21 protein-coding genes and 1 pseudogene are annotated in these 25,653 nt (G+C 67.7%); 9 read left to right on the top strand and 13 right to left on the bottom strand.

What is annotated here, in order from left to right; translation table 11 throughout:
* A partial coding sequence (locus tag ACZ6O2_RS24710) for a transposase (RefSeq protein WP_466024464.1) occupies positions 1-484 on the top strand: 484 nt, incomplete at its 5' end.
* 14 nt (positions 485-498) lie between these two features.
* Positions 499-975, top strand: a pseudogene (locus ACZ6O2_RS24705) (IS701 family transposase); the annotation flags it as partial.
* Positions 976-1,247: 272 nt separating this feature from the next.
* Here the strand turns inward: ACZ6O2_RS24705 and ACZ6O2_RS24700 are convergent.
* From ACZ6O2_RS24700 to ACZ6O2_RS24690, 3 genes are all read right to left on the bottom strand, one after another.
* Positions 1,248-1,826 carry a hypothetical protein gene (locus tag ACZ6O2_RS24700; protein WP_466024463.1) on the bottom strand — a complete coding sequence of 193 codons (579 nt, stop codon included), beginning with the start codon at positions 1,824-1,826 and terminating at the stop codon, positions 1,248-1,250.
* A gap of 109 nt (positions 1,827-1,935) precedes the next feature.
* Complete coding sequence (locus ACZ6O2_RS24695; protein ID WP_466024462.1) at positions 1,936-2,298, bottom strand: cyclic-phosphate processing receiver domain-containing protein; 363 nt, start codon at positions 2,296-2,298, stop codon at positions 1,936-1,938.
* Positions 2,299-2,457: 159 nt separating this feature from the next.
* Positions 2,458-2,766, bottom strand: coding sequence for a DUF402 domain-containing protein (locus ACZ6O2_RS24690; RefSeq protein ID WP_466024461.1), 309 nt, complete (start codon positions 2,764-2,766; stop codon positions 2,458-2,460).
* A 354-nt stretch (positions 2,767-3,120) separates the two neighbouring features.
* Here ACZ6O2_RS24690 and ACZ6O2_RS24685 point away from each other — a divergent pair, with 354 nt between their 5' ends.
* From ACZ6O2_RS24685 to ACZ6O2_RS24675, 3 genes are all read left to right on the top strand, one after another.
* Positions 3,121-3,813, top strand: a complete 693-nt coding sequence (locus ACZ6O2_RS24685) for a hypothetical protein (RefSeq protein ID WP_466024460.1) — start codon at positions 3,121-3,123, stop codon at positions 3,811-3,813.
* Between the two features lie 777 nt (positions 3,814-4,590).
* Positions 4,591-5,196, top strand: coding sequence for a YdeI/OmpD-associated family protein (locus tag ACZ6O2_RS24680; RefSeq protein ID WP_466024459.1), 606 nt, complete (start codon positions 4,591-4,593; stop codon positions 5,194-5,196).
* 393 nt (positions 5,197-5,589) lie between these two features.
* Complete coding sequence (locus ACZ6O2_RS24675) at positions 5,590-7,650, top strand: PhoX family protein (protein ID WP_466024458.1); 2,061 nt, start codon at positions 5,590-5,592, stop codon at positions 7,648-7,650.
* A 55-nt stretch (positions 7,651-7,705) separates the two neighbouring features.
* Here ACZ6O2_RS24675 and ACZ6O2_RS24670 read toward each other — a convergent pair whose 3' ends face one another.
* Complete coding sequence (locus tag ACZ6O2_RS24670; RefSeq protein WP_466024457.1) at positions 7,706-8,614, bottom strand: class I SAM-dependent methyltransferase; 909 nt, start codon at positions 8,612-8,614, stop codon at positions 7,706-7,708.
* A 182-nt stretch (positions 8,615-8,796) separates the two neighbouring features.
* The gene (locus ACZ6O2_RS24665) at positions 8,797-9,714 is read right to left on the bottom strand and encodes an aminoglycoside phosphotransferase family protein (protein ID WP_466024456.1); all 918 of its coding nucleotides are present in this window, start codon (positions 9,712-9,714) and stop codon (positions 8,797-8,799) included.
* 98 nt (positions 9,715-9,812) lie between these two features.
* Here ACZ6O2_RS24665 and ACZ6O2_RS24660 point away from each other — a divergent pair, with 98 nt between their 5' ends.
* Positions 9,813-10,598, top strand: a complete 786-nt coding sequence (locus ACZ6O2_RS24660) for an inositol monophosphatase family protein (RefSeq protein ID WP_466024455.1) — start codon at positions 9,813-9,815, stop codon at positions 10,596-10,598.
* 8 nt (positions 10,599-10,606) lie between these two features.
* On the opposite strand, the gene ACZ6O2_RS24655 is transcribed toward ACZ6O2_RS24660, so the two are convergent.
* The 5 genes from ACZ6O2_RS24655 to ACZ6O2_RS24635 all read right to left on the bottom strand — a co-directional run bounded on the left by ACZ6O2_RS24655 (position 10,607) and on the right by ACZ6O2_RS24635 (position 16,152).
* Positions 10,607-11,506 carry an aminoglycoside phosphotransferase family protein gene (locus ACZ6O2_RS24655; protein ID WP_466024454.1) on the bottom strand — a complete coding sequence of 300 codons (900 nt, stop codon included), beginning with the start codon at positions 11,504-11,506 and terminating at the stop codon, positions 10,607-10,609.
* A gap of 71 nt (positions 11,507-11,577) precedes the next feature.
* On the bottom strand, positions 11,578-12,465 hold the full coding sequence (locus ACZ6O2_RS24650; RefSeq protein ID WP_466024453.1) for a TauD/TfdA family dioxygenase: 888 nt from the start codon (positions 12,463-12,465) through the stop codon (positions 11,578-11,580).
* A 96-nt stretch (positions 12,466-12,561) separates the two neighbouring features.
* Entirely contained in the window at positions 12,562-13,923 is a 1,362-nt protein-coding gene (locus ACZ6O2_RS24645; RefSeq protein ID WP_466024452.1) for a thymidine phosphorylase, read from the bottom strand.
* Position 13,924: 1 nt separating this feature from the next.
* The gene (locus ACZ6O2_RS24640) at positions 13,925-15,244 is read right to left on the bottom strand and encodes an aminotransferase family protein (RefSeq protein WP_466024451.1); all 1,320 of its coding nucleotides are present in this window, start codon (positions 15,242-15,244) and stop codon (positions 13,925-13,927) included.
* A 161-nt stretch (positions 15,245-15,405) separates the two neighbouring features.
* Positions 15,406-16,152, bottom strand: a complete 747-nt coding sequence (locus tag ACZ6O2_RS24635) for a class I SAM-dependent methyltransferase (protein WP_466024450.1) — start codon at positions 16,150-16,152, stop codon at positions 15,406-15,408.
* Between the two features lie 403 nt (positions 16,153-16,555).
* On the opposite strand from ACZ6O2_RS24635, the gene ACZ6O2_RS24630 reads away from it, so the two are divergent.
* From ACZ6O2_RS24630 to ACZ6O2_RS24620, 3 genes are read left to right on the top strand one after another with little or no spacing between them, the layout of a single operon-like run.
* Positions 16,556-17,761 carry an ATP-grasp domain-containing protein gene (locus tag ACZ6O2_RS24630; protein WP_466024449.1) on the top strand — a complete coding sequence of 402 codons (1,206 nt, stop codon included), beginning with the start codon at positions 16,556-16,558 and terminating at the stop codon, positions 17,759-17,761.
* A 2-nt stretch (positions 17,762-17,763) separates the two neighbouring features.
* Complete coding sequence (locus ACZ6O2_RS24625) at positions 17,764-19,011, top strand: ATP-grasp domain-containing protein (RefSeq protein ID WP_466024448.1); 1,248 nt, start codon at positions 17,764-17,766, stop codon at positions 19,009-19,011.
* A complete protein-coding gene (locus ACZ6O2_RS24620; RefSeq protein WP_466024447.1) occupies positions 19,008-20,336 on the top strand; it encodes a condensation domain-containing protein in 1,329 nt (442 codons plus the stop codon). Before ACZ6O2_RS24625 ends, ACZ6O2_RS24620 begins: the two co-directional genes overlap by 4 nt.
* A gap of 46 nt (positions 20,337-20,382) precedes the next feature.
* Here ACZ6O2_RS24620 and ACZ6O2_RS24615 read toward each other — a convergent pair whose 3' ends face one another.
* From ACZ6O2_RS24615 to ACZ6O2_RS24605, 3 genes are all read right to left on the bottom strand, one after another.
* On the bottom strand, positions 20,383-22,152 hold the full coding sequence (locus ACZ6O2_RS24615) for an ABC transporter ATP-binding protein (RefSeq protein ID WP_350709684.1): 1,770 nt from the start codon (positions 22,150-22,152) through the stop codon (positions 20,383-20,385).
* Positions 22,149-23,789: an ABC transporter ATP-binding protein gene (locus ACZ6O2_RS24610; protein WP_350709686.1), complete on the bottom strand. Its 1,641-nt coding sequence runs from the start codon at positions 23,787-23,789 to the stop codon at positions 22,149-22,151. The genes ACZ6O2_RS24615 and ACZ6O2_RS24610 overlap by 4 nt, the downstream gene beginning before the upstream one ends.
* A gap of 372 nt (positions 23,790-24,161) precedes the next feature.
* A complete protein-coding gene (locus ACZ6O2_RS24605; protein ID WP_466024446.1) occupies positions 24,162-25,382 on the bottom strand; it encodes a cytochrome P450 in 1,221 nt (406 codons plus the stop codon).
* Positions 25,383-25,653: the final 271 nt, after the last annotated feature.

The following is a 25,653-nucleotide window of genomic DNA, read 5'->3' as shown; positions in this document are numbered from 1 at the left end:
GACCGGCATCGGACCGTCCGGCGCGGCCCGCCTGCTCGGCGACATCGCAGACATCGCCCGGTTCACCAGCCGCGCCCACTTCGCCTCGTGGAACGGCACCGCACCGATCGACGCCTCGTCCGGCGAGCAAAACCGGCACCGGCTCTCCAGAGCCGGAAACCGGCGCATCAACCGGGCCCTGCACATCATGGCCATCGTCCAGCTGCGCCGGGACACCGAAGGACGCCGCTACTACCGGCGCAGACTGGCCGCGGGCAAGACCCCGATGGAGGCCCTACGAGCACTGAAACGGCGCCTGTCCGACATCGTCTACCGGCAGATGGTGGCCGACGCGAAGCTGGTCGGGACGGGTCCGGGAGGACACGCGGGGGCGACTCTGCAATCCAGCGCGGCCGACCCAAACCCCGAGATCGACACTTCGGAAAAGTCACTTCCCGGACCCGCCACACCCCAGCCTAGAACAACCCTCGCCGCCGCCTCTTGACACAGAGGGGTGCCTACCTGTGGGCCTGGATCACCACCGCCACCAGCCCTGGTGAGCATCGGTGGCTGCTCATCCGCCGCAACCGCACCACCGGCGAGCTGGCCTTCTACCTGTGCTGGTCACCCCACCCGGCGCCACTGCACACCCTGGTCCGAGTGGCCGGCTCCCGCTGGAGCATCGAGGAGCTGTTCCAAACCGGCAAAGGCCAGGTCGGCCTGGACCACTACCAGGTCCGCGGCTGGACCGGCTGGCACCGCTTCATCACCCTGGCCATGCTCGCCCTGGCCGTCCTGACCATCCTCGCCGCGCAGCAGCCCGACGCCGGCCCGGAGATCATCGCGTTGACCCTCGCCGAGATCCGCCGACTCCTCAACTCCTTCGTCCTCGCCGTGACGCTCCCACCAGCGCACACCCTGCACTGGTCGATCTGGCGACGAACATCCCATGCCCGAGCCCGACGAGCCCACTACCAGCACAGACAGGCGAAGTGACGTTGGAGTATTAGGGCAACCCACAACAAGATCTCACATAGATCCACGACACACGTACCTTTCATTCGGGTTACGTATGCCTCCGCACCCCGAGCGTGTGTCTACCGCAGTGGACGCTGCCAACGTCCGGCGACAACACTAGCCTGCTACATCAAATCGCCAGCCCGCTGTCTCGGCGAGAGCGCTTGCATCGGCGCATGGTCTGCCGGAGACAACGCGCGCTACGCAGCGCCGCCACAACCCGATCGAGCCCGCCCTCGGTCGTGCCGATGTCAGCGCGCATTCGACGCCTCGATGATGATGGCCGTTCCTACCGTGGGCCGGCCCTCGTGCATAGTGATCGTCATGCCCGGCTGCAGGTGCCTCCAGAGGGCTGGGGACAGCGGGCCAAGGCGGACCGACCCGGTGGCGCCTGGTGGCAACCCCGGCGCCGACTCCACCCAGATGCGTGCCACGAGCAGATCGGGGTCGCCCGCGGCCGTGCGCCTGCCGACATCCCACAGCGGTCGGAGGATGCCCTTGCCCGGGATCGGCCTTCGCCGGCCACCTTCGGCAGGCGACAGGAGCCGCACCTCAGCGCGGACGATCCCGTGGATGCTCTCCCACCGACCCCAGCGGCACCACGCGGCGGCATCAGAGAGCCACATCAGCTCGGCGCTGTCGATCAGCAGATCCCACCAAGCGGCCGACGGTCGCCAACCCGTGCCGAGGTCCGCAAGGAGGTCGAGCGTGACCTCCCACTCGTCGTGGTCGAGGTACTCGCGGACGTCCACCACCGTCACGCCGGCCTCGTTGACGACATCAGCGGGGAGCATGGCCGCAGCCCGGGCGAGCAGATCGGCAACATCCACCTGCGGATTATTCAACGTCGTCGCAGCATCAGCGCGACGCCTTCCACCGGCGCTCGGATCCGCCGCCCGGGTATGACAACCGTCGGGCGGCGCGTTCGAGTCGGTCAGCTCACGCGAGGCCGTCGAGGTAGCCGACGTCCGTGGAGCCCGACGCGACGCGGACCCGATACCCCCAGCGCCGGAGGACCTGGGCGACCCTCACGGCGCCGGCCGGATTGGCGGAGTGGACGTTGATGACGCCGACGTCAAACGGGCACTTGTCGAAGGCAGCCCGTTCCAGAACCTCCACGACCGGCCAGATCGTGTCGTCCCCACCAAGTTCGTGATCCAGCCACAGCTCATCCAGGCTTCGGTCGCGATACCGATCGAGGAGTTCAACTCCGGCGGCGCTGGTGCGGGCCACCTCGGCGCCACGGCCATCCACGAACATACGGAGGTCATCGACCAGGACGATTGTTCGACGGGCATCCACGCGATGATGATGCCTGGCACTGTCATCATCTGACATCCGGATTTGCCGCCGAGCGGGTGCGCCGGAACGCAGGAACTCCCGTCACTCTCCGTCGATGTCCGGCGCAGGCCTCGGCTCGATCCCCGTGCACGCACGGCCGATGAGCGCGCGGCGCCCCACTCACATCGGCTGGCGAAGCACCTGCCATCCGCGCCGCAGCCAGGGTTCTGTCCCCTGCCGGAGCAACTCCGCGCAGCGCTGCGCCGTGGTCCTTGCAAGCTTGGCGTCGTCCGAGTTCATCCAGCCGTTTCGGCAGGCGTCTTCGTACTCATCCCAATCCTCTATTTCGACCCGTCCGTCAGGCTCGTGAAGCACCGGATCCAGCTCGAGATCGACATACTGCCAGCCGGCCTCGGTAACCTCCGGTGGAACGCATACGTCGATTTCCAGTCGTTGGTCAGCGAAATCACCGACCACCACGCAACCCACGGACGATCCGCTGCCAGCAACACCACAACGGGTACGGACAGAGTGCCGCAGTCATGCGGAGCGCCCCATGCCGAACCCACCGGGCCTCGCAGCCACGTCCCATCAAGGTCCTGTCCGACGCGCTGGAGGTCGTACCAGAAGACGCCACCGGGGCGCTTGATCTTGCGTAGACGTACGGTCTCGATGGCCTCCCTGCTGCTCACGTAAGCAGCCTAGGGAAAAGCGAAGTGGCCGCACCTCGACGGCTCATGACCGTCCGCTTTTGCCGCGTTCCCTGCAACCCCGCCGCGCCGCGCATGGCGATCCCGTAATCCTGACCGGTGCCCGCTTGGGTCGAGATGGCAAGCTGCTGTGGTGTTTGCGGAGCCGCGCGGCGACTACTCCTGGCTGTTTGACCTGGTGGCGATCGATCCGGTCATGCGCCACCATGCGCTTGCTCGTCATCAGGTACTGCTCGCTGCGGCGAGCGACGCATTGCACCGGTCGAATGGCCTGTGGGCCGCGCATTACCGGTCGAGGTCCAGCCAGACTCGGCTCGCCGCGGCGGTAGACCAGGCGCGCGCCGACTTCCGGTGGCATGAGGAGCAAACAATCTACGGACCTCTCCACGCCTTCCGGGACGCTACGGACGGCGATCGTGCCGCCCGCGCGCTCTGGGCGCCGTTCGCCGCCCTGTACCTGCGGTGGGAGGCGGAATATCCCGACGAGTGGGGAGCGCCGGAGTCGTGGATGTGGTCCCGCTGGGGAACCAAGGAGGTACTTCTTCGCCGGCTCGATCGGGGCGGTCTCCCGGGGGTTATCCAACCTGAGATCGCTGAGCTGATCCTTGCGGCACTGAGGCGACCGTATCGGTGCAAGGACTGGCTGTACGCCAGCCTGGTCCGTCATCTCGACGACCCGTTGTTTTTCCATGGGGTGGAGACGCTGACGTCCGCCGACGATCCCCTGGTCCGGCTCCGAGCGCAGTTCGTCCTCTACGTGGCCACGCAACCCGAGCAAGCTACCACCCGCACGAGCTGGCGACGTTGGCTTGATGCAGCCGGCTGACCGCTCGATCGCCGGCACGTGGCCGACACAACGCAAGCGCGGGTACGGGCGACCGCCCCTCCAGCGTGAGCCGACGGACCACCTCGAGCGGTCCGTTGGCTTGCCATTGCCGGATAACACGGGGGTATGGGGACAGCAGCAGTCGTACTGCTGGCGGTGCCGGTCGGTGCTGGCGGCGCCATCACCGCGATTGGTCGTGGCCGGAGACGCCGGCACGTCGATGCTGGACGGCAGGCCATTCGGCTGCTGGCGCGAGCTGTGGAGGTCAGCACAGGCGCAAGTCGTCAACGGGCGATGTCACCTGCCGAGCGCAGTCGCGCTGATGGCCCCGGGACCAGCCGGTCGGCGGCGCCTCGGCAGGAAGTCGCTAGGGGCGCCGCCGTTTCACGACGACGACCAGCACCGCCCGCGGCGAGTCCGATAATCCCAGCGGCAGCGAACGGCGAACCTTCTCGGGCACGGGACTGTCCTGCAGCACTCGGACATCCCGCGCACTCTTCTGCCGCAGAGCGAGCGGTGGGGTGCGCGGCTTGGATCGCCGGGCGTCGCCGGCTCGTACGGCGCTGGCGATTGTCAGAGGCCTGTGGTCGTGGACGACGCTCGCCGTAACCGGCACGTGTACGAGAAGTCCGACCTGCCAGCCCGACGTCGCAACCGTCCTGAGCATCGAGGTACTGCCCCGACGGTCCGTCGAGCGACCGGCGCGCCGGCAGCCCGGCGAGTCGGGTTTGCCCACAGGCAGAAGCTGCGGCCGCAGCGCAGCGATAGCCTGCCGTCATGGCGAGTGCAGAACTGGAAGAGTTGATCGTCGCGGACGCCGACGCGCTGCGCGCGTGGTTGTCGGCCCACCACGCCACGTCGCCCGGCGTCTGGCTCGCCCTGACCAAGAAGGGCGGTACGGTCACGACGCTGACCTGGCAGCAGGCGGTCGACGAGGCCCTGTGTTTCGGCTGGATCGACGGGCAGGCCCGTAAACGGGATCAGGAAACCTCCTGGATCCGGTTCACCCCTCGAAGGCCGCGCAGTTCCTGGTCACAACGCAACGTCGCCCACGTGGCCCGGCTGGAGGCGCAGGGGCGAATGCTGCCCCCAGGCCGCGCCGCGGTGGAAGCCGCGAAAGCGGACGGGCGGTGGGCGGCCGCGTACGCTCCGCCGTCGGAAGCCGAGATGCCGGCCGACCTCCTCGCCGCCATCGCTGCCGACCCCGCCGCCCAGGCCATGTTCGACGTACTTACCAAAACCAACCGGTTCGCTCTCATCCACCGCGTCAATGCCGTCAAACAGGCGCAGACCCGCGAGCGGAAGATCAGCGAGTTCGTTGCAATGCTGGCCCGTCACGAGACAATTCACCCGCAGAAGGCCAAGCCTCCGAACTCGCCGTAATCGGCAACTCCATGATTATGTGCACTTAAGGCACGGGTTTCGAACGCGGGTCTATGAGCCGGAGCCCGTCGTACGTCGCGTAGTCGGCGAAAGTCTTTGACGTTGAATGTGATCAGCGGAAGCCGTTCGACGATGCAGCAGGCTGCGATCCACGAGTCGTTCACCGGGTGCGGTCGGCCCGGGTTCCTGACCGAAGGGCAGAGCTCTGCGGCGAGAGCCAAGAAACCGAGGCGAACTGGGGCAACACAAGCACGCTACCCCCAGTTAACCTGACGTCCACCACAAACGACTCCCGGCACACATCAACGCGATGAGAGTCCTGAATCGCCGGGGCATTGTGGCTCGCCAAGTACTCGGACCGCAGCGACAACAGAACATGGGGAAGAGACGAAGATGCCAGTGCGACCCACCCCGCTCACCCTGATATCGGCCCCCAGATCGGGCTCACGGAGCGCGGCGACCTGTCACTACCGTTGTGGTGACGCCTGCAGCAGTCCGGAGCCCAACACCTCCGACAACGTGCACTTCTCCGATCTCGTGGAGCGGTCGCTCACGCGGCGCGCACTGCTGCGGGGTGCCGTCCTCGGTGCCGGGACCCTGGTCGTGGGACACCACGCGGACATCCCCGCGGCGGCCGCAGCCGAGCCGACCGCCGGCCACCCCGTCGGCGGACCGGGTGGGATCAGCGTTGCCCGAGGGGGGTGGACGCCGGTCCCCCCGAACGTTCGTGACGAGGTCACCGTCGCGCCGGGGTTCCGCTCGCAGATCGTGATGTCCTGGGGTGACGCCGTGCTCCCGGCCGCGCCCGCGTTCGACGTGCTGCGCCAGACCCCGGAGTCAGCGGCCCTACAGTTCGGGTACAACTGCGACTACGTCGCAGTCCTGCCTCTGGAGCGCGATCGTGTGCTGCTGGTGTGCAACCACGAGTACACCAACGAGGAGCTGATGTACCCGGCAGGGGTGTACGACGCGGACACCATCAGCAGGATCGCCATCCAGTCGCACGGCATGTCCGTAGTCGAGCTGACGCGTCGACGAGACGGATCGTTCGTGCCGGTCCCACCGAGTCGGTCCAGGTTCAACCGTCGGATCACGGGCTCCACCGAGTTCCTCGTCGACGGGCCGGCTGCCGGCGATCCGCGGCTGAGGACGGCGGCCGACCCGACCGGTACACGGGTGCTCGGAACGCTCCAGAACTGCGCAGGCGGCACGACGCCCTGGGGCACGATCTTGTCGGGGGAGGAGAACTTCAACGCCTACTTCGACGCCCGTGACGGTGCGACGCTGGACCCGCGCTACACCGAGAGCTACGCCCGCTACGGGGTCGAGGTCGAGGAGTTCCGCGCCTGGCGGAACGTGGATCCCCGATTCGACCTGGAGATCGAGCCGCACGAGCCTTTCCGGTTCGGATGGATCGTGGAGATCGACCCCTACGATCCTCGCTCGACGCCTCGCAAGCACACCATGCTCGGGCGCTTCAAGCACGAGGGCGCCAACATCGCGGTCTGCAACGAGGGCCACGCCGTCGCCTACATGGGGGACGACCAGCGCGGCGAGTACCTCTACAAGTTCGTCTCGCGCGACAAAATCGACACACGCCCGACGCGCCGGGCTCGGCAACGGAACATGAGACTGCTCTCCGCGGGCACGCTGTACGCCGCCCGGTTGACCGGTGATGGCACGCAGGACGGCGAGTACGACGGCTCGGGCGAGTGGATCCCACTGGCCAGCGACACAACGTCCTTCGTCGAGGGCATGACGGTCGCCGACGTCCTGATCGACACTCGTATCGCAGCGGACAGGGTCGGGGCGACCAAGATGGACCGGCCCGAAGACGTCGAGCCGCACCCCACCAGCGGGCGGGTCTACGCCGCGTTGACCAACAACTCCTCGCGTGGCACCGCCGCCTACCCGGTGGACGAGGCTAACCCTCTGGGTCGGAGCAACGTCCGCTCCGAGCTCGGCGCGCCCCTGACCGAGACGAGCGGAAACCGGAACGGCTACGTCGTGGAGTTGGAGGAGAGCGGCACCGACCACGGCAGCACGACGTTCTCCTGGCGCCTGCTTCTGGTGTGCGGCGACCCGGAGGCACCGGAGACCTACTTCGCCGGATATCCCAAGGACCACGTCAGTCCGATCAGCTGTCCGGACAACCTGGCCTTCGACAGCGTCGGCAACCTGTGGGTGGCGACCGACGGCAACGCCCTCGGGTCGAACGACGGCCTCTTCCGTGTGCCGCTGGCAGGGCCCCGGCGGGGACAGGTGCACCAGTTCGCCACCGTTCCGGTGGGGGCCGAGCCGTGCGGGCCCTTCATCAGCCACGATGACCGGGCTGTGTGGTTGGCTGTGCAGCATCCCGGCGAGACCGACGGCTCCACCTTCGAAAGCCCCTCTAGCACGTGGCCGCACACCCACGCGTTCCCGCGGCCGTCGGTCGTCGTGATCACCTCCTGAGACGAACGGGGCCGAGAGGGCCGATCTTGTGAGACCGGCCCTCTCGGTCCTCGCCTCAGGCCATCGTCGCGCGAGTGACGAGCATCGGCGCGCCGTACACGGTGAACATCGTGAAGCCCCAGTACGTCGAATCGATCGATGTGGCGCCGAGGGCGGTGATCATGGACTCCCACTCGGCCGCCGACCGGTACGACATGGGGTAGGCGACCGTCTCCTCCTTCATGAGGCAGGAGGAGACGTCGATCAGCGACAGGGCGGCGACTTTATCCTCATCGCTCAGCTTCCGGTACTGCTGCGTCAGGGCGTTGTCCGTCAGGCCGGGCCGGTCAGCCCACGAGTCCTCGACGATGACGATCTCTCCGCCGGGGCGCACGATGCGAGCCGCCTCGGCGAGCAGCGCCTCCTGCACGGGCTTGGTCCAGTGGTGGAGGGCCACGCGAAATGCCACGGTGTCGGCACTGTCGTCGTCCAACGGGACCTTGGTCACGTCGTCCTGATGGACGAAGTCGAGGCGCTCGCCCGTGAGGACGTTCGGATCGTTGCGGTGGTCGACTCCCGTGACGTGCTTGACGGCTGGGTTCACTCGCAGCAGGTAGTCACCGAAGCCGTTGTTGTGATTGCCCATGTCCACCACGTGGCCGTGCGCACGGTCGAGGCCGGCGACCAGGAGGCTCCGGTGCCAGGCGCCCTCCTTGTCGTTGGTGAGACGCGCGCCGAACCCGGCTTCGTCCCACCTCGCGCGACAGTCCGCGAAGACAGCGTCGACCTCCTCGACACTGCCGCACGCCTCCAGGCGAGCCAGGCTGTCGCTGACCAGGCGGCCGGCGTCCGAGCCGGCATGCAAGGCGTACGTCACCGGCACCACCTCCCGGATCAGGTCGAACGCGGCCGTACGCTCACGGAAGTCGTAGTAGATCCTTTGTGCTTCGACACCGAGGTAGGGCTCGTCGAGCGTGGCAGACACTGCTTGTTCCCTTCTTGACGCGAATTCCGCGTCGCTGAGTGGCGACCGGTAGGCCGAGTGGCACCGACGCATGCGGGTGATATCCACGCGGAGGCAGGGTCCAAGCCCTTCGAACCGCAAGCGGTGCGCAAGCGGCTCGTCCCTTCCTGTTCCACGGGGCAGAACTCGGGGCTTGACGGGGGTCAGCGCGCGCCGTACTCGGCGAAGATTTCATCGAGCACGCGGCGGGAGTTCACGGCGTCCGCGTCAGACTCGCCCACACTGTTGGCGCAGGACACCAGCGTCTTCCACAACGCCCAGCCGCGGCCGCGCGACCACAGCGCGTCGTCGACGGCCAACCGCTCCCGGAAGACCCCGCGACCTTCAGCGGTCAGCAGCGTCCACGCGATCGCCAGGTCACACGCGGGGTCGCCCACGCCGCAGGTGCCGAAGTCGATGACGGCCGAGAGGTTGCCCTCATCGAGCAGCAGGTTGCCCTGCGCCAGGTCGCCGTGGAACCAGACGTCGACGCCGTTCCACCGCGCGTCCAACGCGTGCTTCCAGATCTCGAGAGCCAGCTTGTCGTCTATGTGGCCGCGCAGGTCATCCAGCGCGTTGTGCGTCGTCTGGTCGTAGGTGAGAAGTGTCGCGCCCCGGAACCAGTTGTGAATTCCCGGTTGCGGCCCTGCAGTGGCGTCGACGCGTTGCAACGCACTGACGAAGTCGGCCAGGTCCTGCGCGAGACCGATCGGATCAGCCACCGTCTCGAAGCTCGCGGGCTGACCTTCGATCCACTCGTAGACCGACCAGGAGAACGGGTAGTCCGCTCCTGGCTCGCCCTTGGCGAGCGGAACGGGGATCGGACGCGGCAGAGACCGGGCCAGCACCGGGAGCCACTGGTGCTCCTTGTCGACGGCCAGGGCGTACTGCCGCGCACTGGGCAGGCGAAGCAGCATCGTGTCGCCGAGGTGGAAGGTGAAATTGTCCCAACCACCGTTCTCCACCGGCACGACCGGGAGGGAGGCCCACTCGGGAAACTGACCGGCAACAAGCCGCTCGACCTGTTCCACGTCGATGGAGACGCGCTCCGGCCTGGGACCGAGGTCTGGGATGTCGTTCAAGAGGAACCCTTGTCTGAGTCGGGGACATGGCCGGGCACACGGACGATAGGCTGCCGCGAGTAACACGACATGGCGCTCGTCGATGAGGAATCCTCCGTATGACCGACCTCAGCTTGCCAGATCTCGACGAATTGCGGGAAGTCGCCGAGGCGGCCGCCGCATCGGCGGGCAGGGTCATTCTCGAGCACCGCAATGACCGGCGAACGCTGCACCTGAAGTCTTCTCCGTCCGATCCGGTCACCCAGCTCGACAAGCGCAGCGAGGCGCAGATTCTGCGGCTGCTCGCCCGCATGCGACCGGATGACGGAGTTCTTTCCGAAGAGAGTCCTGAGAAGCCATCGGCGAGCGGGGTCCGATGGGTCGTCGACGCTTTGGACGGCACCGTGAACCACCTCTACGGGATCCCGCACTGCGCCGTGAGCATCGCGGCCGAGGTCGATGATGGACACGGCTGGAGGGCGGTCGCCGGCGTGGTTCACGACCAGGTTCGGGCAGAGACCTTCTCCGCGTCCCGGGGAGGAGGTGCCGCGCTCAACGGACGACCGCTGCGAGTCAACGAACCGGTGTCGCTCTCGCAGGCTCTTGTCGCCACTGAGTTCTCCTATACGGTGGAATCCCGCCGTCGGCAGGTGGAGGTGCTGCGTCGTGTGCTTCCAGGCGCACGTGACACCCGGTGCACCGGAAGCTCCGCCCTCGACCTGTGCTGGACGGCGGCAGGTCGCTTCGACGCGTTTTATGAGGACGAGCTGCAGCGGTGGGACTGGGCGGCCGGCCGGTTGGTCCTGGAGGAGGCCGGCGGCCGTACGGTCGCCCTCGGCACCGGCGTCCTGGGGGCAGGACCGACGTTGTATCACGAGCTGGCGGCGATTCTCGGCATCGCATGACGGCGCTGTCACCCGTTGCGCAGGAAGTCGTCGACGGCGTCCTGTGCCGCACGGCGGCTGAAACCGGCGAGAATCGGATTGCTGTCGTGGTAGTAAGCGGCGGCGATCACGCCGATGCACAGTGCCCAACCGCGTCCGCGGGCCCACGTGTCGTCATCGATCGTCAGAGAGTTTCGGAAGGTCTCCCTGCCGGCTTCCGTCAAGAGCATCCATGCACCCGACAGGTCGAGCGCAGGGTCGCCCACGCTGAGCATCTCCCAGTCGATGACCGCACTCAGCACGCCGTTGTCCACCAGAACGTTTCCCGGGTGCAAGTCGCCGTGCGACCACACCGGCGGACCTTGCCAGGCCGGAGTCCTGACGGCGGCCTCCCATGCAGCGGTGGCGGCCGCGGTGTCGAACGACGTGATGTTCGCCAGGGCCTGCCGGACCACCGGATCCCGCACCGCCAGTGGCAGGCCCCGCATCCCGCTGTGCTCACCGGAAAGAGGCCCGTCGGTGATCGTGACCTGCTGCAGCTCTTCGATGAGCGTCGCCAGCTGGCGTGCCATCGCGTGCTCGTCGGTCACGGGCGTGTGAACGGCCTCGTCACCATCCAGCCACCCGTAGACCGACCAGTGCCATGGGAAGTCGCCTCCCGGCTCGCAGGCGTGCACCAGGGTCGGGATGCGCAAGGTCACGTGTTCGCCGAGCGCGGGCAGCCATCGCTGCTCCTTGCGGATGTGGTCGGCGCACCACGCGGTCTGGGGCAGTCGTACGGTGAGATCGTCGCCGAGCCGGTAAATGGTGTTGTTGACGCCCGCGGTCGCGAGGCGCTTGAGCGGCATCTCCGCGAGCTGTGGCGCCTGGGACCGCAGGAGCCGTCGCACCAGTTCGTCGTCCGCCTCGATCCGCAGTTCAACGGACATGGCGAGGTACTCCCTCCAGTGAGGTCCGAGCTGAGCCGGACATGCTCGGGGACCGGACAGTGGCCGACCGGTTATGCCACCGACGGGTGACGGAGGAACAGGCCCCGGTACATACAGCGGCGCTGGTCCGCGGTGTCTCGGTAGGCGGTGCGCCCATGGGAGATCCTTGTGTTGTCGAAGATGATCGCCTGCCCGGTCGCCACCTTGAACTCCGCGTAGTGGGGGCTACCCGGTTCGCTGGCCTCGGCGAGAAACTTGATTCCACGCCGCAGATCGTCCTCGTTCACTTCGTCCGGCACTGCCCACGAATCGGTGTCCGTCACGCTGTACCGGGATACCAGAGCCCCGTCGATGACGGAGACGGTGGGGCCGCGATTCTCATCGGTGCATCCGTTGATGTTGGCCGTGCGGACGAGCGTTCCGGGCATCGCCATCGCGACGGCGGCATCCGGGTCCAGAGCCAGGAGCTCCGCATAGGCCGCGGAGGCGTCGAACAGCATCGTTTCGCCGCCCTCGTCGGCGGCGCACTCGCAGACGAGCACGCCGGCCTTGACGAACCCGATGTCCTGCAGCGTGCCGTCAGTGTGGAGCTGTTGGCAATCGGCTCTGCCGAAGGACGGATGGTCGGCGTCCGAGGTGCCGGAGTTTCGTGCCGCGGAGATGGTGGAAAAAGGTTTGGGCTTGCTCGCGCCCATCGTGTACAGCGGTGGTATGAACGGATCGCCAAGGCGCAGCGACGCCCCGAGGGCCTTCAGCGTGGCCGGCACCGGGTCGTCGGCGACCAATTCGACGACGCAGAAGCCGTTCCGATCGTAACGCTGGACGACCTCGCGGGCGGTCTCCGAGCCGAGGGCGGACGCGTCCGCGATGGCGACCGGCCGCTCAGGAATCGCGTCGAAAGCTGTGATCACTGTAGCGGCGGCGGCTGACAGTTCTTGCAGGCTCGGGACGGTCGACATGCTTGGTTCCCCCCTGGATGTGCGCCTTCAGGCTGTCGTTGTGGCTGCTTCGTGGTGCCCTGGGTCGCGGCGCGAGATGACGGCTCCGGTCAAGATCTAGTCGACCGGAACGTTCGACTCGAAGATCTGGTGGATCATGGGTGGCGCCTCGACAGGCTCGTCACTGATGTCGAAGGCCGAGGTCAGCAGGTTCACGGCCATGTCGTGATCGCCACCGTTGTAGTGCAGCTCGGCCAACGTCTGACCGACCTCGACCCGACTGCCGACGCGCGCCGTCACCCACACGCCAGACCCGTGGTCGAGCGGTGCTCGATGTGCGAGGCGACCAGCACCCACGTGGACGGAGGCCATACCGACGGCGCGGGGGGCGACATCGCGGACCCAGCCCGCGCGGACGGCGGTGATGGGCACAACGTGCTTCGCGCCTGGCAGAAGTTCTGGGCGCTCAAGAGTCCGGCGGTCCCCACCCTGCGCCGATGCCCACTCCAGGAAACGCTCGTAAGCCGCACCGCTGGCGACGGCCTTCGCGACTCGAGCATCCGCCTCAGGGTCGGAGAGCGTGGGATCCGCGCTCTGCAGCATGAGCCGGGCCAGGACCGAGCAGGCTTTCCACAACCCAGGAACCTGCTCGCCCCGCAGCGTGGACAACGCCTCCTTGATTTCGAGCGCGTTGCCCACCGCGCACCCCAACGGCTGACTCATGTCACTGAGCACTGCCCCGCAGGTCAGCCCGAACTGCCTCGCGAGCCGCAGCATCGTCTCGGCCAGGAGCCCGGCTCGGGAAAGGTCCGGGATGAGGGCCCCAGCGCCTGTCTTGACATCCAGCACGAGCCCGCTGGCCCCGACAGCCACCTTCTTGCTCACGATGCTCGCCGCGATCAGAGGAATGCTCTCCACGGTGCCTGTGACGTCGCGCAAGGCATATGTGGCACCGTCGCCGGGTGCGAGAGCCGGACTCTGGCTGACAATGGTCATGCCCACTCGCTCGACGAGCGCGTAGATGTCGTCCGGCCCCAGGTCCAGGCGGATGCCTGGTATCGATTCCAGCTTGTCGATCGTGCCGCCGGCGTGACCCAGCCCGCGCCCGCTCATCTTCACCACGGCGACACCGCACGCGGCGACGATCGGAGCCACCACCAGACTGACCTTGTCGCCGACGCCACCGGTGCTGTGTTTGTCGAGGACGACGCGGTCCATCCGGTCGAGGTGCAACCGCTCCCCGCCGCTGACATAGGAGTTGGTGAGCTCCGTGAGCTCGGCCAGGTCCAAGCCGCGGCACGCGATGGTGGCCAGCCAGGCAGCCATCTGATGGTCCGGGACGCGGCCGTTCACGTAATCGTCCACCACGCCGCGTATGTCCGAGGCCGGAAGCCGTTCGCCCTCCCGCTTGGCGACGATCGATGCCTGGACCCGGAACGAGGCCCGCGCTTCCTCGGTTTCCGTGTGATCGCTGCTCATCTCAGCCTTCGACTCCGTCCAGCGCCGAGCCCATGCGGCTTACGATGTCGTCGATGACGTCGGCGTCCGCGGTCAATGGCGGAACCACCATCACGACGGGCCCTTGCTGGCGCACCAACAGACCGTGCTTCCGGGCGCCCTCCGCCAACGCGGTCGCGCTGTCGTGGCCGTCCATCTCGAGGATGGCCAGCATGCCCAGGCCGCGGACGTCTCGGACGAGGGAGTGGCCGGTCGACGAGGCAAGCCCGTCCAGGAGACGTGTCCCCATGATGCGGGCGTTCTCGACCAGGCCGTCGTTCTCGATGACGTCCAGGACCGCGATGCTCGCTGCACATGCCACGGGGTGACCACTCGTCGTGTGTCCGTATCGAACGCCGCCGAAGAAGGCGTCGTCGACGAAGGTTCGGTAGATGTGGTCCTGGATCGCCACCGCCGCGATGGGAGCGTAGCCGCCGCTGAGCCCCTTGCTGCTGACCACGATGTCGGGCGTGATCTCCTCGTGCTGGAATCCGAACATGCGCCCGGTGCGGCCGATTCCGGTGAAGACCTCGTCGATGATCAGCAGGACGCCGTGCTCGTCGCACAGCTCGCGCAGGCCGCGGAGGAAGCCCGGCGGCAACACCACGCCTCCGCCGACGTTGATCAGTGGTTCGACGAGCACGGCCATCGGCAGGTCGGCTGGATCCTGGGTGATGGCCTCGGCGAACGCGGCGAGCAACAGAGGGGTGGTCGCGGGATCGCGAGCGTCCCGGTCGGTTCCGGGGATGGTCACCGGGGTGACCCGGAGCGGGTCGGTGAACCAATGGGCGGTCGGTGGGAGCTGGGAGAGGCTGCGCGCCAGGGTGGTGGAGCCGTGGTAGCCACGAGCGAACGTAACCACCCGCGTTCGAGGCCGGTCGATGTGCGCATAGTACGAGGCGGCAATGAAGCAGGCCGCCTCGATGCCCTCGCTGCCGCTGTTGGTGAACAGGATGCGCGAGAGTCCGTGAGGCAGGTGTGCCGACAGCCGTCGCGCGAGCAGCCCGGCGATGTCGTGATCGTGCATGGACAAGTCGATGCCCTGCAGGCGGGCCATCTGGTCGCTCGCGGCCGCGACGACCTCCGGCCGTCCGTATCCGCACGCGGCGTTCAGCGAGGACGCATCGATGTACTCCGTCCCGTCGAAGTCCCACAAGCGTTCGCCGAGAGCGCGGTCCGCCACGACACGGCCGGGCGATTCAACGATGGGCGACCAAGGACGAATGACGGGATGGTCGATCGCGACGCCGTCTCCTGGGTGGGCATCCCGCTCGCGGCGGTCCGATTTGCTCAAGATTCCCATGAGTCAGCCTCCCCGCCCCAGTGAATGGGGGCCGTCCTCGGTGCTTGTTCAGCGGTGCGCCACACGATACAAGCCGGTCGATCGGTCCGTCAGCCCCGATGTCCGACCCCTGATGTCGGCGGGAGAGAGGCGCAGGGCGAGCTCGCGGTCACGCTGCCGCATCACGCCCGGACGGCTCGATAGACCCAGCGCCGGCTGTCGGGGCGCGGAGGTTCGGCGCGATAGTCGGCTGTCACCTCGATGTCGCCAAAGCCCGCCTCCCGCAGCACGTCGGTGAACTCGTGCACGTTCCAGTGCTGCAGGAAGAACCGACGTAGCTCTGTTGCGATCAGCACACCGTCCTGCCACTTCTCGTAGCGGGTCAGCTTGGCGGAGAAGTTGGAGACCGGGTCGTAGTCGATGCGGACATCCTGACGAGTCCATATGGTCGAGCCGGCCTCCCAGAACTCGATCGGACCCAGCTGGGTCGCCACGTTGGGCGGGCTGAGGTCGAGCAGGAGGGTGCCCCGGGGGGCCAGTGACCGATGAAAACAGCGCAGCGCATCCAATGTCGCCTCGCGGCCCCTGATCGCCCGGATCGACCCGCGCGGAACGATGACCGCCGCGTACGAGGCCTCGCGCACGAACTCCGTCATGCTCGCGGTGAACAACTCGGCGCTCACACCGTGTTCGCGGCAGTTCCGCTCGCATGCGGCGATCATCGCCGCGGAGTCGTCCACACCGGCCACGGTGTGGCCTGCCGCGGCGAGAGGGATGAGGACGCGACCCGTGCCGCAGGCCGCCTCAAGGATCGGGCCGTCCACATCCGCGAGCCGCGCGCTGTAGTACTCGATGTCGCCGACGCTGTGACCGATTGGTTGAGAGATCTCGTACATCTCAGTGACCAGGTCGGAGTAACTCACATCCATCTCGGCTCGCTCCGTTGATGAGGGTCCGGGGTGTCGCCGCTTCCCAGCGGGATCACGCTCCAGGAGGGCTCGTGCCCACGCGTCGACCATAGAGCAACGAGACGTGGCGCGTGCGGTGCTCCCGACCCGGCATCGCCGGACCCGCAGGCCCTGCGGGGCGGCTCGATTTTCCTGGTCCGCCGGCTGGGGGCGCGGTGGAGGCGACCTCACCACTGCCCATGCCGGGAATAGACGCTCAACTGTGGAACGCTGGTGAGCGGTAGAGTGCGGGTCGGTGCCGCCACGGCGGTACGCGGCTTGGGTTGCACGGGCGACGTCGTGCAGCATCGACGAGGGGGTGGCCGTTGCTGGCGCTGTTCGAGTGCGACACGTACGTCCGCAGAGCCGACAACCTGGAGCGGGCGTGACGACACCCGCCGTCCAGCCAATCGCGACACCGCGGATCGCCGTGATCGCGGGCGCACCCTTGCTGGTGGGCGCAGCGCGTGCTCTCGGCATCGAGACGGTGTTCGTCCATGACGCGTTTCAGCCGACACCGTCGGTGGCCGCTGAGGCCGACCTGGCGATCGCCGTGGACCTGTCGGACTTCGAAGCTCTGCACGCAGCGCTGGCTCCCCTGCACGCCGCGCATCCGTTCGCGCGGGTGATGTCGCTGACCGAGCTCGGTCTCCTGCCCGCGGCTGCGGCCGGCGAGCGGCTCCAGGTGCCGGGCAACTCGGTGCACACAGTGGGCCTGCTGCGGGACAAGCGGCGCATGCGAGACGTCCTGAACTCGCACGGCATCAGCCCGGTCCGGACCGCCACGCCGGCGAACCAGGCCGAGCTCGGCTCGTTCTGCCGGATGGTCGGCGGGCCGGTCATCGTGAAGCCGGCGGAGGGGACCGGCAGCGGGGCGGTGATCCGCGTGGCGACGGCGGATCTGGCCGCGGATGCATGGCGCGCGTTCGAGGCGGCGGGCGGTGTCGACCCGATCGCCGAGGAGTACCTCGACGGGCCCGAGGTCAGCGTCGAGACCTTCTCTCACGACGGCAAACACTCCCTGCTCGCTGTGACCGACAAGCTGGTGAACGCCTCGTTCGTGGAGGTCGGCCACACGCAGCCCAGTGCCCTGGCCGAGTCCGCTCTGGCGGAGGTCGATGCGCTCGTGCGCGCGTTTCTCGACGTGATCCAGCTGACCGAGGGACCCGCCCACACGGAGATCAGGATTACCGCACAGGGTCCTCGCATCATCGAGTCACATAACCGCATCGGCGGTGACAAGATCAACGAGCTGCTGCGGCGGGTCTATGGACTGGACATGCTGGCACTCACCGCAGGCTGCCCTCTCGGTCTGCTGCGGCCGCCCGCTGATGCGCCGGTCGCCCGGGGCGGCGCCGCCATCCGTTTCCTCATGCCACCAGCCGGAACCGTCCGTCGTATCGTCGTCCCGGACACCGTTGGCACGACGGCGGACATTCACCTCAAGGTCGCCGTCGGCGATCACGTCCGCCCGGGTCAGACCACGAACGACCGCGCTGGATACGTCATGGTCGACGGCATGGACGCTGCCGACGCCGCAGCCGTCTGCGAGGATCTGGCGGCTCGGGTGCTGATCGAAACGGGCGTGTGACAGTGGTGCTCTCCACCAGGCGGGTACTGCTTCTCAACTCGGATCGCCCAGAGGTCCTCCGAATTCTGCGCGCTCGCGCCGATGTGGACCTACGTGTGATGACGCGCCGGGCGAACGCCGATGTGTACCGTGGCCACCCGCTGGCGGTGGTCGACAACTTCTCGGACCTGACGCAGGTTCAAGCAGCAGCCTATGAGTTGGCCGCACACGGACCTGTCGACTGCGTGATCGCCGCTACGGAGAAGAGTGTGGTCGCCGCGGGCTTGGTCCGTTCCCTCCTCGGCGTCCCGGGGCCGGGATTCGAGCAGTCCCTCTGGAGCGCGCACAAGCGGGCGATGAAGGACATACTGCATTCCGCGGGTCTGCCCGTCACCAGCCATGCCCAGGTCGCCACCCTCGACGAGGTGCCTCACGGCGCCCTGCGGACCGGATGGCCCGTCGTCATCAAGCCCGTCCTCGGCACCGGCTCCAACTACACCTATCGCATCGACACGCCCGACGAATTCGCCGAGCGTCACCGCGGCGGCGCCTTCACCGATCTCGCGGACCTGCGGCTGCCGGTCCAGGTGGAGCGAGCAGTGCAGTTCACCCACGAGTACCACTGCGACGGTGTCGTGCAGGACGGTGAGGTGACGCGAGCGGCCGTGTCCCGCTACTTCACCCCACCACTGCAGCGCTCGCCCTACTTCGACGCCGGATACCTCGTGGACCAGACCGAACCGTTCTCGATCGAGGTCCTCGACCTGCACCGGCGTGTGGTCGCGGCGCTCGGCCTCGAGGCGGGGGTGACGCACCTGGAGGTGTTCCGCACCCAGTCGGGCCCGGTGATCGGAGAGGTGGCCATCAGGCCCGGCGGCATGGGCATCGCCCGGATGCTGTGGCACGCCCTGGGGGTGGACCTGTGGGAGGAGTTGGTCCGGGTCTCGTTGGGGGAGCCTCCGGCACAGTCGGTCCGGGAGCCGCTTGCGCAGACGATCGGACGCACCCGGCTACCGGCGCGCGACGGTCTGCTGGAGCGCGTGTCGGGTGTCCCCGGCATCATCGAGGTCTTGGATCCCGAGCAGTGCGCCAGCGCCGGATGCCTCGAGGCGTACTTCACAGTCGCCGATGAAGCGACCGCGGAGGCGCTCATCACCAGGCTCCACCGGTTGGCGGAGTCGTTTGGCGACGACGAACCCGGCACCTTGGTCGATCCAGCTCGCGCCGAGGGCGCGCACCAGCCCGTCCCGTCCCGTAGGAGTTCACGGTGATCGCTGACTCGGACATCTCGGGTTTCGCCGAGACCCACCGGAACGAGGGTGAGACTCGCATCCCGGCGACAACCACCCAGACCAAACGACTGGCGGTCCTGCGCGGCCCGGACCGCTGGTGGAAGCACCCGATGGTCTACGCCTTCGCCTACCCCGGCCGCCTTGACGTGCCTCGGCTCGCGCAGGCCCTCCGCCTTGTCGCTCGCCGGCACAGCAGCCTTCGGACGTACTTCCTCGCCGACGGACCGATCGACACTGTCGGTTGCCTGCTCCCCGACGAGGCGGTCTGGCCACTGCGTGAGATGACCGCCGGAGCCGATCCCGACAGTGCTGCCGCCGAGGCGTACGCGTGGCTGCAGCAGCCGTTCTCGCCGGACGAGCGGCCGCTCATCCGGGCGGTCGTCCTTCATCGTGCCGAAGCGGACATGTTCGGGTTGTCGATCGAGCACAGCATCATCGATCCCGCAGGCGTGAGGGTTCTGTTCGGCGACCTGACCATGGTGTACGAGGGATTGCTCGAGAAGCCGCCATCGGTATTCGACGCGCTGGTCAGCGATGCAACCGGGTTCGCCCGGGCTGAGCGCGCGTGGATCGCCTCTGCGGCAGGCGAGCGCGCGCTGTCATGGTGGGACGAGCAGAACGCCGGTCTCGGCGCCTATCCAGGCTTGGACCTGCCTGAGTTGGGGCAGTGCGATTCTCTGGCTCCCTACATCAGTCACCAGGTCGACCTGTCGGTCGACGACGTCGACCGCTTGAGGAAGAGCGCGGCAGCACTGCGTCTAACGCCTTCCATGCTGGCCTCCGCGGCCACGGCCGTGACGCTGCGATCCCATGGACACTCCGCCGACGTCCGCTTCCACTTCGCGACCTCGCGACGCCTGTGGCCGCAGACGCAGGAGCTGGTCGCGTACTGCTCGAATCGGATGATGTTGCGCGTCCAGGTGGATGCGCACGATACCGTTTCGTCGCTGGCGCCGAAGGTTCGTGCCGGAATGCTGGACGCGGTCGAGCACAGCATGTTCAGCCACGAGGAGTACGTCCGCGCCCGATTCCCCGACGCCTACGTCAGGAAGCCGACCACCTACGGATACCTCAACGTCAACACCCAAGGCCCCGGGATCCAGCTTGACGGTGTGCCACTCACCAGGGAGTCGCTCCCCGTCGTCGCGGGGGACTACCACCAGCCCGGTCTGGCGATGCTGCTGTTCCTCTACAAGGACGGCACCGGCGTGCTCGACTGCTCGTGCGCGCAGGGAATGTACGAGAGTGCCTTCGTCGAGCAGTTCGCCAAGGACCTGGCACGGTGCTGCGTCGGTGGCTCCTGACGGGGGGCCGCCGCGGTCCGGCGATCCCCCCGTCTCGGCGGTCGTCTCAGGAAGCCTTGTCGGAACCCTGCCAGGACTTCCACAGCTCGGCGTACTCGCGCCCCGCCTCGATGAGCTCCTGATGTGAGCCCAGTTCGACGATCAGACCGTCGCGGACGACCGCGATGCGGTCTGCGTCACGGCTCACCTGCAGGCGGTGCGCGACCGACACCACGGTCCTGCCGTCGAGCAGGGCCTTGAGCGACCTCTCCAGGTTTCTGACCGAGGTCGGGTCGAGCATCGACGTCGCCTCGTCGAGAACCAGGGTGTGCGGATCGGCCACTATCAGGCGAGCGAGCGCGACCTGCTGCGCCTGCGCGGCGGTTATCCGGTGCTGCCCCGAGCCGACCATGGTGTCCAGGCCGGCAGGCAGCTGCTCGACCCATCTCCACGCGTCAACCGCCATCAGCGCGTCGCGCACCCGGGCATCGGTGGCGGCCGGATCGGCGAGTACGACGTTCTCCCGCAGTGTTCCCATGAAGACGTGGTGTTCCTGAGTCAGCAGCGCCACGTGGCCACGCAGGTCCCCGAGCGGCAGCTCGACCAGCGGCACGCCGCCCACGGTCACCGACCCGCCGCTCGGTGGGTGGATTCCGGCCAGGAGGCGGGCGAGGGTCGACTTGCCCGCACCGCTCGGCCCGACGATCGCCAGGCTCTGCCCCGGATGGAGTTCCAGATCGATCCCGCGGAGCACCTCGACGGATGAGTCGTAGGAGTAGCGCAGGGACGTGGCCACCACGCGCTCGTCCTGCACGGTAGCAGGGCGGGCCTCGCGATCCGGTCTCACCTGCGCCACTCCCAGCAGCCTGGCCAGGGAACCGGCCGCGACCTGCAACTCATCGACGTAGCTCAGGAGCTGGCCGAGTTGGTGGGACAGCATCTGTGCATATACCGTCGCGGCCACCAGGGATCCGATCGTGGCCCAACCGTGAAGGACGAACAGCCCACCGAGACCCAGCGTGGCGCCGAGCAGGATCACGAAGCTTCCGTCGACCTGGGGGAAGAAGAAGGTGCGCAGGCGCAACGTGGCCTTCTCGGCCCGCCACGCACGGCGCAGATCGTCGTCGGTCTGGTGCACTCGTTGTCGTGCCAGGTCGAACGCCTCGATGGTGCGAGCGCCGTCGGCGCTCTGTGAGATGCCTTCGGTCAACTCGCCCCAGGACGCGTTCTCGGCTAGGTAGGCGTCGCCTGCCCGGCGTAGGTACCAGCGCCCTGCCCAGAGCAGGGTCGGAATGACGATCAGGATCGGCAGGGCGAGCAGCGGCCCGTTCACCACCGTGGCGACCACCAGCATTCCCGCAGTCACCGTCGCGATGAGCACCTCGGGGACGGCCGATCTGATCGACTTCACCATGGCGTCGACGTCACGCGTGGTTCGTGTCGTGAGGTCGCCGTTGCCTGCCCGCTCGACGGTCGAGAGAGGCAATCGCAGAACACTCCGCACGAAGTCCTCGCGGAGCTCGGCCAGCACCAGTTCGCCGAGGACCGCCGAAGCTCGTGCTGCGAAGGCCAGGAGCAGCGCCTGCGCCACGGCGAGGCCGGCGATCGCGAGCGCGAACCATGTCACCTGCTCCGGCGTGGCGCGATGGTCCGTCAGATCCTGCGCGATGGCACCGAGCAGCCGCGGTGGGATCAGCGCCGTGGCTACCGCGGACGCCTGCAGGCCCAGGACCCCGAGAAACCTCCACGGGAATCGCTTGGCGAGCGTGCGCAGATAGTCGCGGATGTCGCTGCTTGTCGCGACGGGCAGGATCGGCCGATTCGTCTCGACGTTCACTGGCTGTCCCTCGCTACCATGCGCGCGTACTCGGGATGTGTCTTCAGCAGCTCGGCGTGAGTGCCTTCAGCGACCACGCGCCCGGCGGAGACCATGACCACCTGGTCGGCCCGGGAGAGCACGATCGGGCTCGACGTCACCACCATCGTGGTCTTGCCCGCCCGCGCGGGACCGAGGCGCGAAGCGATCTCGGCCTCCGTGTGCGCGTCCACCGCCGTGGTCGGCTCGACGAGCACCAACACCGGCACCTCGGTGATCAGCGCCCGTGCCAGCAGCAGCCGCTGGAGCTGCCCCCCGGAGAACTCCTGGCCCGCCGCGTGAAGGTAGGAGTCGAGGCCTGCCGGAAGCTCGTCGACGACATTGGATGCCGACGCCACGTCGATGGCGTCCATGATCGCCGCGTCCCGGGACCTGCTCGCGGTCTCGCGCACGCTGGCGTGCGGATCGAGTTGTTCGCGGAGCGTGCCGGAGAACAAGCGGTCCTCGGGCGTGGTGACTATGATCGTCTTACGAAGGACTCCGAGTGGCAGATCGGTGATTTTCTGCTCGCCGTAGAGGACCCTGCCGTCATTACTGAGCCGACCGATCCGATGGGCGATGGCGGCGGCGTCAGCAGGGTCTGCCGCCGTCACTGCCGTGAACCGTCCGGGCGCGAGAGTCAGGCCCGACTCGACATCGACGATCCGCTGAGGTGACGGCCCCCGAACGTGGACCGGGCCGGCTCCCGACACATCGGTGATCTCGGGCTCGATGTTCAGCAGTCGCACCAGTCGTTCGGCGGCGACGTGAGCCTTGGCCCACTTGCCGGCCATGGCCGTCAGCGTGCCGAACGGCGAGATGAGGTAAGCGGTGTAGCCGTAGGCGGCCACCAGCTCTCCCGGAGTGATCGCGCCGCTGATCGCCTGCCGGGCACCGACCCAGACGACGAGAGCCACGAGGAGTCCCGGCAGCAGAGCCTTGTAGCCGACGAGCAGCGCGTCGACCACGGCGACCCTGATTCCCGCCCTCATCGTCGCTTGTGACTGCGCACGGTAGCGGTCGAGGAAGACGTCCTCGCCCCCGATGCCGCGTAACGCCCGCAGGCCGGCGACGATGTCGGAGGCTCGGGTCGCGAGACCGGCCTGCGCCGCCCTCTGGTCCTGCTGCCTGCTGTGCAGCGGTCGCAGGAGCCGACCGATCCCGAAGGCGGCGAGTGGCACCGCTGCCACCGCGACCCAACCTGCCTCGGGCACCGTCGAGATCAACAAGCCGCCCGCCACGATCAGGCCGGCCAGCGCACCGACGCCCCTCCCGGTGATCACCATGGCGTCTCCGATCCGGTCGGCATCGGACACTCCGATGCTCAGGATCTCGCCTGATGCCAGACGCTTGGGGAGGGTGTTCCCGAGCTGGACGATCTTCCGCACGGTCAGGATCACCGTCGCGAACGCTCCCGCGAGGTAGTTGCGGGCGACTACTCGGTGACGCAACATCGCCGTCGCGGTCTGTACGGCGCCGAGGGCGAGCACCACCCCGGTCCACGCCATCAGCGCACCGGGATCGCGGGCATCCAATCCGGCGTCGATCGCCTGGCCGATGGCGGCCGGCACCAGAGCGGTCGCCACCATGGTGGTGACGCCGAAGACCGTGGCAGCCACGAGTCCACGAACCTGACCGCGCGCCAACCACAGCAGAAAGCGGGTGGCTGATCTGGAGTCGGGGTCACCGACTGGCTCTGGCAGATCCCGCATCCCAAGACACCCCCGAACGGGTCCGTGCTCGAAAGCTTGTGGCACCTCGATCCGCGGGCGCCGGCCGGTCCGAACGGATGCTATCGCGATCCGGGGTATCCCACGGTGCGCTGCCGGGACACCGTTGTCGTCTTCGAACCCGGTCAGTGGAACCGTTGCACGTCAACGTCGACGTCCGGATGCGCGGCGATGACGGGGGTGCAACGCGGCGGCCCATCGTCCGGCGAGGATGACAACCGGGATCCGCGAGCAGAGCGAGCCGGGAAGACTCGGAACCGATCACGGCTGGGCAGACAGCGGGATCATTCGGACTTCGAGCCGGTCGACCCCGTTCAGGAAGGAGGAGGCACTTCGGGCGGCCTCACCGCACAGTTCGAGGCGCTCGATCCTGGCAAGCATCACCTGCAGAAGCACACGAATCTCGAGGCGTCCCACGGCCGCCCCGATGCAGTAGTGGGGACCCGCGCCGAGGCTGAGGTGCGGGTTCGGTCGTCGCTCGATCCTGAACGAGTCCGGTTCGGTGAAAACCGCCTCGTCGCGGTTGCATGAGGGCAGCCAGACCACGACCCTGTCCCCGGTTGCGATCTTCTTACCCGCCAGCTCGACATCCGTCGTCGCCGTGCGCATCACGTGCATCGGTGGACAGGCCCACCGCAGGACCTCTTCGACAGCGCCGCTCAGGAGAGAGGGGTTCTCGCGAAGTCTCGCCCACTGGTCCGGGTGGCGCGCGAACGCCTCGACGGTTCCCGACACCGCGTGCCGGGAAGTGCCCAGCCCTCCATTGACCAGGCCGTCGCAGTTGAGCAACAGCTCTTGGCTCGTCAGTTGTGTGCCGTCGGCCAGAGGTCTCATGAGATGACTGACGACATCATCGCCGGGACACGCCCGCCGTGCGCGCACCAACTTGTAGAAGTACGCGAACACCTGGGCGCTGGCGGCGGCGTGCTCGGCTGGATCCTGAATGTCCGCAGGCCCAGACGAATCGTCGAAGCTGGTGCGCACCTGCCTGCTCAGCTCGTGCGTCTCATCCAAATCGGTGCCGAGCATCTCGGCCATCACATAGGTGGGCACGGCGTCCGCCAACACGTCGACGATGTCGACGGGCTCGCCCGTGGTCAGAGGTCGCAGCAGGGCGTCCAGGTGGCCGGACAGGGCTTCGCCGACCAGCTTGACGTTCTTGCTGGTGAACCAGGGCGCGTGCGCGCCACGGAGGCGCGCGTGAGCTTGTCCGTCGGCCACGACCAGCATGCGATCCGCGGCGGCGGCCACGCCCGCGGGTCGAGCGCCCAACCTCATGCCACGAGTCGATGTGAAGGTGCTCGGATCCTCCAGGATCCGCGTGGCCAGGGCATGCGTGGTGACGGACCAGAACGGCCCCTGTGTGTCCGACTCGACCCATTGCAGCGGATGCTCGCGGCGAGCGCGTTGCCACAGCTCGAGATGGGCGGTCTGGGTGAAGAACCGCGGATCGGCGAGATCGGGTGAGGGGAAGAGCTGCATGCCGAGCGGTCTCCTCTCCTGGTCCCTGCGCTGCTCGTCGCAGCGCGTACGCACTCTACTCGACAGCGCGCACCTGTTCAGCCCGAGAACAGCGCGTATCCACCGACCGGCGATCCACTGTAGAGTCCGCGCGGGCTGTCCGCCTCTCACGTCTGTTAACGTCGGTCATCTGATGAACTCTCCCCCTCCGGCGGCTGAGGCGAGCCGCAACCCCTTTCCCGCCTTGGACCTGGTCCGTGGCATGCGTGACCTGAGTTTCGTGAGCAGAGTC

The sequence above is a fragment of the Micromonospora sp. NPDC048040 genome, from assembly GCF_055587185.1.
Note: the sequence above shows the minus strand (reverse complement) of the source record. Positions and strands in the feature narration are given on the sequence as shown.

What these genes read in the sequence shown, in the direction of transcription:
- ACZ6O2_RS24680 (WP_466024459.1), top strand. Translation starts at nt 4,591, where the DNA reads ATGGCGAGTGCAGAACTGGAAGAGTTGATCGTCGCGGACGCCGACGCG.
- ACZ6O2_RS24675 (WP_466024458.1), top strand. Translation starts at nt 5,590, where the DNA reads ATGCCAGTGCGACCCACCCCGCTCACCCTGATATCGGCCCCCAGATCG.
- ACZ6O2_RS24660 (WP_466024455.1), top strand. Translation starts at nt 9,813, where the DNA reads ATGACCGACCTCAGCTTGCCAGATCTCGACGAATTGCGGGAAGTCGCC.
- ACZ6O2_RS24655 (WP_466024454.1), bottom strand. Translation starts at nt 11,506, where the DNA reads ATGTCCGTTGAACTGCGGATCGAGGCGGACGACGAACTGGTGCGACGG.
- ACZ6O2_RS24650 (WP_466024453.1), bottom strand. Translation starts at nt 12,465, where the DNA reads ATGTCGACCGTCCCGAGCCTGCAAGAACTGTCAGCCGCCGCCGCTACA.
- ACZ6O2_RS24645 (WP_466024452.1), bottom strand. Translation starts at nt 13,923, where the DNA reads ATGAGCAGCGATCACACGGAAACCGAGGAAGCGCGGGCCTCGTTCCGG.
- ACZ6O2_RS24640 (WP_466024451.1), bottom strand. Translation starts at nt 15,244, where the DNA reads ATGGGAATCTTGAGCAAATCGGACCGCCGCGAGCGGGATGCCCACCCA.
- ACZ6O2_RS24635 (WP_466024450.1), bottom strand. Translation starts at nt 16,152, where the DNA reads ATGGATGTGAGTTACTCCGACCTGGTCACTGAGATGTACGAGATCTCT.
- ACZ6O2_RS24605 (WP_466024446.1), bottom strand. Translation starts at nt 25,382, where the DNA reads ATGCAGCTCTTCCCCTCACCCGATCTCGCCGATCCGCGGTTCTTCACC.